8 protein-coding genes and 1 pseudogene are annotated in these 7,471 nt (G+C 59.7%); 4 read left to right on the top strand and 5 right to left on the bottom strand.

Annotation, left to right across the window (positions count from 1 at the left end):
* The 3 genes from AC1DH9_RS18875 to choX all read right to left on the bottom strand — a co-directional run.
* Positions 1-823: L-carnitine dehydrogenase (locus AC1DH9_RS18875; RefSeq protein WP_477808571.1), on the bottom strand; the 823-nt coding region annotated here is incomplete at its 3' end.
* A gap of 144 nt (positions 824-967) precedes the next feature.
* A complete protein-coding gene (gene cdhC / locus AC1DH9_RS18880) occupies positions 968-1,855 on the bottom strand; it encodes a 3-dehydrocarnitine:acetyl-CoA trimethylamine transferase CdhC (protein ID WP_477808572.1) in 888 nt (295 codons plus the stop codon).
* 86 nt (positions 1,856-1,941) lie between these two features.
* The gene (gene choX, locus AC1DH9_RS18885; RefSeq protein WP_477806077.1) at positions 1,942-2,886 is read right to left on the bottom strand and encodes a choline ABC transporter substrate-binding protein; all 945 of its coding nucleotides are present in this window, start codon (positions 2,884-2,886) and stop codon (positions 1,942-1,944) included.
* A 194-nt stretch (positions 2,887-3,080) separates the two neighbouring features.
* Here choX and AC1DH9_RS18890 point away from each other — a divergent pair, with 194 nt between their 5' ends.
* The gene (locus AC1DH9_RS18890) at positions 3,081-4,040 is read left to right on the top strand and encodes a GlxA family transcriptional regulator (protein WP_477808573.1); all 960 of its coding nucleotides are present in this window, start codon (positions 3,081-3,083) and stop codon (positions 4,038-4,040) included.
* Between the two features lie 68 nt (positions 4,041-4,108).
* On the top strand, positions 4,109-5,290 hold the full coding sequence (locus AC1DH9_RS18895) for an ATP-binding protein (RefSeq protein WP_427545099.1): 1,182 nt from the start codon (positions 4,109-4,111) through the stop codon (positions 5,288-5,290).
* A gap of 2 nt (positions 5,291-5,292) precedes the next feature.
* On the opposite strand, the gene AC1DH9_RS18900 is transcribed toward AC1DH9_RS18895, so the two are convergent.
* Complete coding sequence (locus tag AC1DH9_RS18900) at positions 5,293-5,709, bottom strand: DUF3010 family protein (protein WP_477808574.1); 417 nt, start codon at positions 5,707-5,709, stop codon at positions 5,293-5,295.
* Between the two features lie 48 nt (positions 5,710-5,757).
* A complete protein-coding gene (locus AC1DH9_RS18905; protein WP_019694004.1) occupies positions 5,758-6,159 on the bottom strand; it encodes a lysozyme inhibitor LprI family protein in 402 nt (133 codons plus the stop codon).
* Between the two features lie 169 nt (positions 6,160-6,328).
* On the opposite strand from AC1DH9_RS18905, the pseudogene AC1DH9_RS18910 reads away from it, so the two are divergent.
* Positions 6,329-6,955, top strand: a pseudogene (locus AC1DH9_RS18910) (membrane dipeptidase); the annotation flags it as partial.
* A gap of 162 nt (positions 6,956-7,117) precedes the next feature.
* Positions 7,118-7,471 (top strand): DUF5943 domain-containing protein (locus AC1DH9_RS18915; protein WP_477808575.1); only part of this gene is annotated, 354 nt, incomplete at its 3' end.

A 7,471-nucleotide genomic window follows, 5' to 3' on the forward strand; every position in this document is an offset into this window, starting at 1 on the left:
CGATCAGCTTGTCGGTCAGTTCCGGTGCGGGCAGGTAAGTCCACGGCAGTTGCAGCGCCGGACCGAACTGTGCCATGAAGTGCCGCATACCAGCATCGCCACCGGCCAGGGTGTAGGTCAGGAACGTACCCATGAACGACCAGCGCAACCCCGCGCCAAAACGGATTGCATCGTCGATTTCGCCGGTGGTTGCCACGCCGTCGTTGACCAGGTGCAGTGCCTCGCGCCACAGTGCTTCGAGCAGACGGTCAGCGATAAAGCCTGGTACTTCCTTGCGCACATGCAGCGGGCGCATGCCCAGCGATTCGTACACCTTCATGGCTGCCTGCACCGCTTCCGGTGCCGTGTTCTTGCCGCCGACCACTTCCACCAGTGGCAACAGATAAACCGGGTTGAACGGATGGCCGACCACGCAACGTTCCGGGTGGGTCGAGCCCTCGTAGAACTCGCTCGGCAACAGCCCTGAAGTGCTGGAGCCGATCAGTGCATTGGGCTTGGCCGCTGCACTGATTTTGCTGTGCAGTTCGAGCTTCAGTTCAAAGCGTTCCKGGGCGCTTTCCTGGATGAAGTCGGCATCGCGCACGCATTCTTCGATGGTTGCGACAAAGCGCAGGCGATCCTGTGATGCGCCGGGTGCCAGGCCTTGTTTTTCCAGCGCACCCCAGGCATTGGCGACACGTTTGCGCAGCGCGGCTTCGGCGCCAGGCGCCGGGTCCCAGGCCACCACATCAAGACCATGGGCGAGGGCGCGGGATACCCAGCCGCTGCCGATGACACCACTGCCCAGTGCGGCGAATGTTTTGATTTCGGTGATAAAGCTCATGGTGAATTCCTGGAAGATTTGGTGATCCTGTGTGGGAGCGAGCCTGCTCGCGATGGCGGTATTCCTGCCGCAGATATGCGTTGGATGTACTGACGCCATCGCGAGCAGGCTCACTCCCACGGGGGGAAATAGGTGTGGTGTGGTTTAACCGCGCTTGGTCAGGCCCATCTTCGCCCGGCCTTCGGCTGGGGTCAGAACGCGGGCGCCGAGGCGGCTGAGGATTTCGCTGGCACGTTCGACCAGTTGGCCGTTGGTCGCCAGTACGCCGCGATCCAGCCAGATGTTGTCTTCCAGCCCGACCCGCACGTTGCCGCCCAGCAGCACCGCTTGAGCCGCCATCGGCATTTGCRTGCGACCGATGCCAAACCCGGCCCAGACCGCATTGGCCGGCAGGTTGTCGACCATGGCTTTCATGGTGGTGGTGTCAGCCGGTGCGCCCCATGGGATGCCCAGGCACAGCTGGAACAGCGGGTCGTCGAGCAGGCCTTCCTTGATCAACTGTTTGGCAAACCACAGGTGACCGGTGTCGAAGATTTCCAGCTCGGCTTTTACGCCCAGCTCTTGAATGCGTTTGGCGCCAGCGCGTAGCTGGGCCGGGGTGGAGACGTAAATGGTGTCGCCGTCGCCGAAGTTCAGGGTGCCGCAGTCGAGTGTGCAGATTTCCGGCAGCAGCTCTTCGACGTGAGCCAGACGGGTCAGCGGGCCAACCAGGTCGGTGTTCGGGCCGAACTCCATCGGGTTCTCGCCAGCGCCGATTTCCAGGTCGCCGCCCATGCCAGCCGTCAGGTTGACGATGATGTCGACGTCCGCTTCGCGGATGCGCTCCATCACTTCACGGTACAGCGCCACATCGCGGCTGAACTTGCCGGTTTCAGGGTTGCGCACGTGRCAGTGGACCACGGTGGCGCCGGCTTTGGCGGCTTCCACGGCCGCGGCCGCGATCTGTTTTGGGGTGACCGGCACGTGTGGGCTCTTGGCGGTCGTGTCGCCAGCACCGGTGAGTGCGCAGGTGATGATGACGTCGTGGTTCATGGTGCGGTTTCCTTCAGACATGATTTTTGGGCGTAGCGGGCCCGCTCGCAGCCGAAACCGGCTGCGAAGAGGGGATTCATTCGGGTTTATTGACTGCTCAGTTGCAGGTTCTCGGCAGCCGGTTTGCCGTCGAAGGTGGTCACGCCTTCAAGCCAGCGCTGCTTGTCTTGCGGGTGATCCTTGAGCCATTGCTTGGCTGATTCGAACGCGTCCTTGTGATCGAGCAGCGGTTGCATCATCCGGCTCTCGTCTTCGGCGGTGAACGTCAGGTTGCTCAGCAAGCGGCTGACGTTCGGGCACTGGCTGGCGTAGTTCGGGGCGGTCACGGTCCAGACGGTGGCCGAGCCTTCATTCGGGCCCAGGGCGTCCTGGCTGCCGGTGAGGTAGGTCATTTTCACGTTGACGTTCATCGGGTGCGGCGCCCAGCCGAAGAACACCACGGCTTCGTTGCGTCGTACGGCGCGATCGACTGCCGCGAGCATGCCGGCCTCACTGGATTCGACCAGCTGGAATTTGCCCAGGCCGAACTGGTTCTTGGCGATCATTTCCTTGATCTGGGTGTTGGCGCCCGAACCCGGCTCGATGCCGTAGATCTTGCCGCCCAGTTCTTTTTCGAACTTGGCGATATCGGCGAAGGTTTTCAGGCCCTTGTCGGCGAGGTAGGTCGGCACGGCCAGGGTGGCACGGGCATCCTTGAGGCTCGGTTCGCTCAGGACGGTCACCTGCTTGCCGGCGACAAACGGAGTGATGGTCTGGGTCATCAGCGGATTCCAGTAGCCGAGGAACATGTCCAGGCGCTGGTCGCGGATGCCGGCAAAGATGATTTGCTGGGAAGCACTGGTTTGTTTGGTCTTGTAGCCGAGGCCATCGAGCAGGACCTGGGTCATGGCGCTGGTGGCGATCACGTCGGTCCAGTTCACCACGCCCATGCGCACGTTCTGGCAGGCGGCGGGGTCGGCAGCCATTGCGCCGGAACTCAAGAAAGCGGTACTACTGAGTGCGAGAACGCAGCTGCTGATCAGTCGTTTCATGGTGGGATCCTCGGCAGGTCGTTATTGTGGGGTCCGGCGTCTCTGTGCGCCGGTGATGTCACGTTACGCAGCTGAACCCTGCAGAAAACGCACAGCGGCGACCAGCTCTTGCACTGCAGCGACCTGTGCTCTTGTCTGTCGCTTGCAAGTGGCGTATCAACGTCCACACGCTGCCCGCCATCCGAGTGCGTTCCATGTCCCAGGATTTCTACTTTCTGTTGATGCCGGGTTTCTCGGCCATCGGTTTCATCTCGGCGATCGAACCGTTGCGGGTGGCCAACCGCTTTCGCGGCGAGTTGTACCGCTGGCATGTGCTGAGCGCCGACGGCGGTCCGGTATTGGCCAGCAACGGCATGTCGCTCAACGCCGATGCGGCGCTGGAACCACTGAAAAAGGGCGCGACCTTGCTGGTGGTCGCGGGGTTCGAGCCATTGAAGTTCGTCAACCCGACACTGGAGCACTGGCTGCGTCGCCTGGATCACGATGGCGTGACCTTGGGTGGCATCGACACCGGCAGTTTTGTCCTCGCCGAAGCGGGGCTGCTCGACGGCCACCGCGTGACCCTGCACTGGGAAGCCATCGATGCGTTCAAGGAGTCTTATCCACAGCTCAGCGTGACCCAGGAGCTGTTCGAGATCGACCGGCGCCGCATCACCTCCGCCGGTGRCACAGCCTCTATCGACCTGATGCTTGACCTGATCGCCCAGGCTCACGGCCCCGAGTTGGCGATCCAGGTCAGCGAGCAGTTCGTGCTCGGGCGCATCCGCCCGCGCAAAGACCACCAACGCATGCAGATCGCCACGCGCTATGGCATCAGCAACAAGAAACTGGTGCACGTCATTGGCGAGATGGAACAACACAGCGAGCCGCCGCTCAGCACGCTGGAACTGGCGGACTCGATCAAGGTGACGCGACGTCAGCTTGAGCGGCTGTTCCGCTTGCACCTCAACGACACGCCGAGCAATTTCTACCTGGGGCTAAGACTGGAAAAAGCCCGGCAGCTGCTGCGCCAGACCGACATGAGCGTGCTGGAAGTGAGCATCGCCTGCGGGTTTGAATCGCCGTCGTATTTCACCCGCAGTTATCGGACCCGGTTTGCCCGCTGCCCGCGCGAGGATCGACGGCGATTGGGGGATGGGCGGGAGGTGGTTTGACAGGCATTTACAGTGATTTATACTCGACACTATAAATTATAGTAGTTTCAATAATTGAGTATAAAGCCATGTCGAAAAACACCGGTTTTGTATTTCGTCGCCCCAGCCTGGCTCAAAATATTGCCGATGGCTTGATGGGGACCGGAATCCAGGACTACACCTCTGGCCTGTTCCTGGCCGCGCCACGGCGTACAGGGAAAAGCACCTTCCTGCGCGAAGACCTGATACCGGAATGTGAATCCCGAGGTTGGTTGACGGTCTACGTTGATCTCTGGGCTAACAGGGAAAAAGATCCTGCTGACCTGATTGCCACCGCAATTGCGGGGGCATTGGTGCCGTATGAGAAGGGCATTCGAAAACTGGCCAAGTCGATGGGCGTCGAAAAACTCAGTTTTCTGCGTACGCTGTCCTGGGATTTCAGCAAGCCACAATTGCCCGAAGGCGCGACGCTGACTCAAGCCCTGGAACTGCTGCACAACGCTGCTGGCAAGACTGTTGTGCTGGTGATCGACGAAGCACAGCATGCGTTGAGCACTGACGCGGGAGTCAACGCCATGTTTGGGCTCAAGGCCGCTCGGGACCAGCTGAATCAAGGGCGTGAAGGCGATTCCAGTGGTTTGCGTCTGGTGTTCACCGGCTCCAATCGCGACAAACTGGCTCACCTTGTGCTGAGCCGAAACCAGCCTTTCTACGGTTCCAGCATTACTCCGTTCCCTCTATTGAGCAAAGCGTTCACCCAAGCCTACACCGTTCATTTGAATGCCCATTTGGCGCAGACCAACCAGTTTGTCGCTGAAGACATCGACGAGGCTTTCGAATTAGTGGGGCGCCGTCCTGAAATGCTCCGGACCATTATTGGTGAGGTAGCCCTGGAACTGGGCGAAGCAAGCAATCTGAGCCAATTGCTACGAAGCAGCGCCGAATTGTTGCGTGCCGGCGTGTGGACTGAGTTTGAAAGCGCCTGGAACGCCCTGACCGTTGCACAGCGTGCAGTATTGCAAGTCATGGTCGAGCGTTCGCAGAGCAACGAACCTTTTGCACCCTTCACCGACGCGACGTTGGTTGCGGTGACAAAAGCACTGGAAGCGATGGGCAGTGAGGTGGTGCCGGGCACACAGACCATCCAGGCGTGCATCGATGCCTTGCGTGAAAAGGAACTGGTCTGGAAATCGAATCGCGGCGCTTACGCGCTTGAGGACAAGTCGTTTGCCGACTGGCTCAAGCACTATCGCGCCCAGAAGGCTCAGTAAGCCTACTTCTTCATCAACCCGGAACATGCCGCCTTGTATGCCTCATGCTGATACTTGTTCAGCGTCGTCGGCAGGGCAAAGTCGAACTTCTTGTTCTGTGCATTGATGGTCTGCGGTGAGAGCAGGGTGACGTCGCAGTTGTCCAGCAACTGGAAAACCCCTTCGATCTTGAAGGTGGTCGGGCCTCCGGCGAATTCGCCTTTTTTGCTGCGCTTCTTGATTGCGATGCGCTGAATGCCGTTGTCACGAACAAAGGCGCCGACCTGCGCGGCGAAGGCTTTGACGTTGGCGGCTTYGTCATCGTCGTCGAGGGCGATCTTTTTGGTGCTCAGTGCGACATGAGTCAGCACCTGATTGTCGAGGGAGGCAACGGCGATGATCGCTTCGCTGCCTTTGATTTCGATACCGCAGATTTTCATGGACACGCCTTGAGATGATGGGGCTGTAGCCGGGCCGTAGAACCGCGCTTACTGCTGGCCGATCGATTCCAGAAACTCCGACCGTTCGTCGCTCTTGCTCGCCAGGCAATCGTTCAGGTCCATGGTGTAGGTCTTGCTGCCCACCGCTGCGGGGAACGCTGCAATCGCGCAATCGGCATCCCGCGATTTCATCCAGAGCTGCTCGGCAGTCTGGAGTTTGCCGGTGATGTCTGCCAACTGCGCCTTGTTGTTCGCATATTGGGTTTTCATCCGATCCAGCAACCCCTGGAAATTGTCCTTGAGCAGTTGTTCGGCGGTGTTTTTGCTATAGGTCGAACATTCCAGGGTCTGGACGTCGTTTTCGACCGCATCGCACGGGTTTTTGTCGGCTTCTTCTGCCGCCTGTACGCCGGTCGCTATCAGTGCCAAAGCCAGGAAGATCGATTTCATTGCGTTGCCGCCCCTTGTTCCAGTAATGCATCCAGTGATGCGGCGAATTCTGGCCCAACTATTCGGGAAAGAACAGGAGGGCAAAGGGCCTGCGGTGAGACCCTTTGTCGCGTATTGACGCTTTCGGCAATTCCCCTGTCGTTTTTGCACCCGGCTGCCCCGTCACTCGATGTGCTACAACACCCAGAACCTGGTCGGTACCGGTTGCTACGAGCGCGATGGCGGCCTGTCGGGTTTCGGTCGTGAAATCGTTGCCGAGATGAACCGCGTCGGCGTCATGTGCGACCTGTCCCACGTCGGCTCGAAGACTTCCGAAGAAGTCATCCTCGAATCCAAGAAGCCGGTGTGCTACTCCCATTGCCTGCCGTCGGGTCTGAAAGTGCACCCGCGCAACAAGTCCGATGAAGAATTGAAGTTCATCGCCGATCACGGCGGTTTCGTCGGCGTGACCATGTTCGCGCCGTTCCTGGCCAAGGGTATCGATTCGACCATCGACGATTACGCCGAAGCCATCGAATACACCATGAACATCGTTGGCGAAGACGCCATCGGCATCGGCACCGACTTCACCCAGGGCCATGGCCAGGACTTCTTCGAATACCTGACCCATGACAAGGGCTACGCCCGCCGTCTGACCAGCTTCGGCAAGATCATCAACCCGCTGGGCATCCGCACCGTGGGCGAGTTCCCGAACCTGACCGAAACGCTGCTCAAGCGCGGCCATTCCGAGCGCGTCGTGCGCAAGATCATGGGCGAAAACTGGGTCAACGTCCTGAAAGACGTTTGGGGTGAATAACACCATTTTCAACCAACTATCCCTGTAGCAGCTGCCGAGGTACGAGGCTGCGTTGCGGTCCGCAGGACCGCCCTCGGGGGGCCGCTTCGCAGCCCAACGCAGCCTCGTGCCTCGGCAGCTGCTACATATCGCCTCAATACAACGAATTCTGGAGTTTTACGCATGGCCAAGATCGCCCCACAACTGCCAATCGAAGTCGACAGCGAAACCGGTGTCTGGACCTCTGACGCCCTGCCGATGCTGTATGTACCGCGTCACTTCTTCGTCAACAACCACATGGGCATCGAGGAAGTGCTGGGCGCTGACGCCTATGCCGAGATCCTCTACAAGGCTGGCTACAAGTCCGCCTGGCACTGGTGTGAAAAAGAAGCTGAATGCCACGGCCTGGAAGGCGTTGCGGTGTTCGAGCACTACATGAAGCGCCTGTCGCAACGTGGCTGGGGCCTGTTCAAGATCCAGGACATCGACCTCGACAAAGGCACTGCCAGCGTCAAGCTCGAGCACTCGGCATTCGTC

The sequence above is a fragment of the Pseudomonas sp. 05T35 genome (assembly GCF_056396605.1).

What these genes read in the sequence shown, in the direction of transcription:
- AC1DH9_RS18895 (WP_427545099.1), top strand. Translation starts at nt 4,109, where the DNA reads ATGTCGAAAAACACCGGTTTTGTATTTCGTCGCCCCAGCCTGGCTCAA.
- choX (WP_477806077.1), bottom strand. Translation starts at nt 2,886, where the DNA reads ATGAAACGACTGATCAGCAGCTGCGTTCTCGCACTCAGTAGTACCGCT.
- AC1DH9_RS18905 (WP_019694004.1), bottom strand. Translation starts at nt 6,159, where the DNA reads ATGAAATCGATCTTCCTGGCTTTGGCACTGATAGCGACCGGCGTACAG.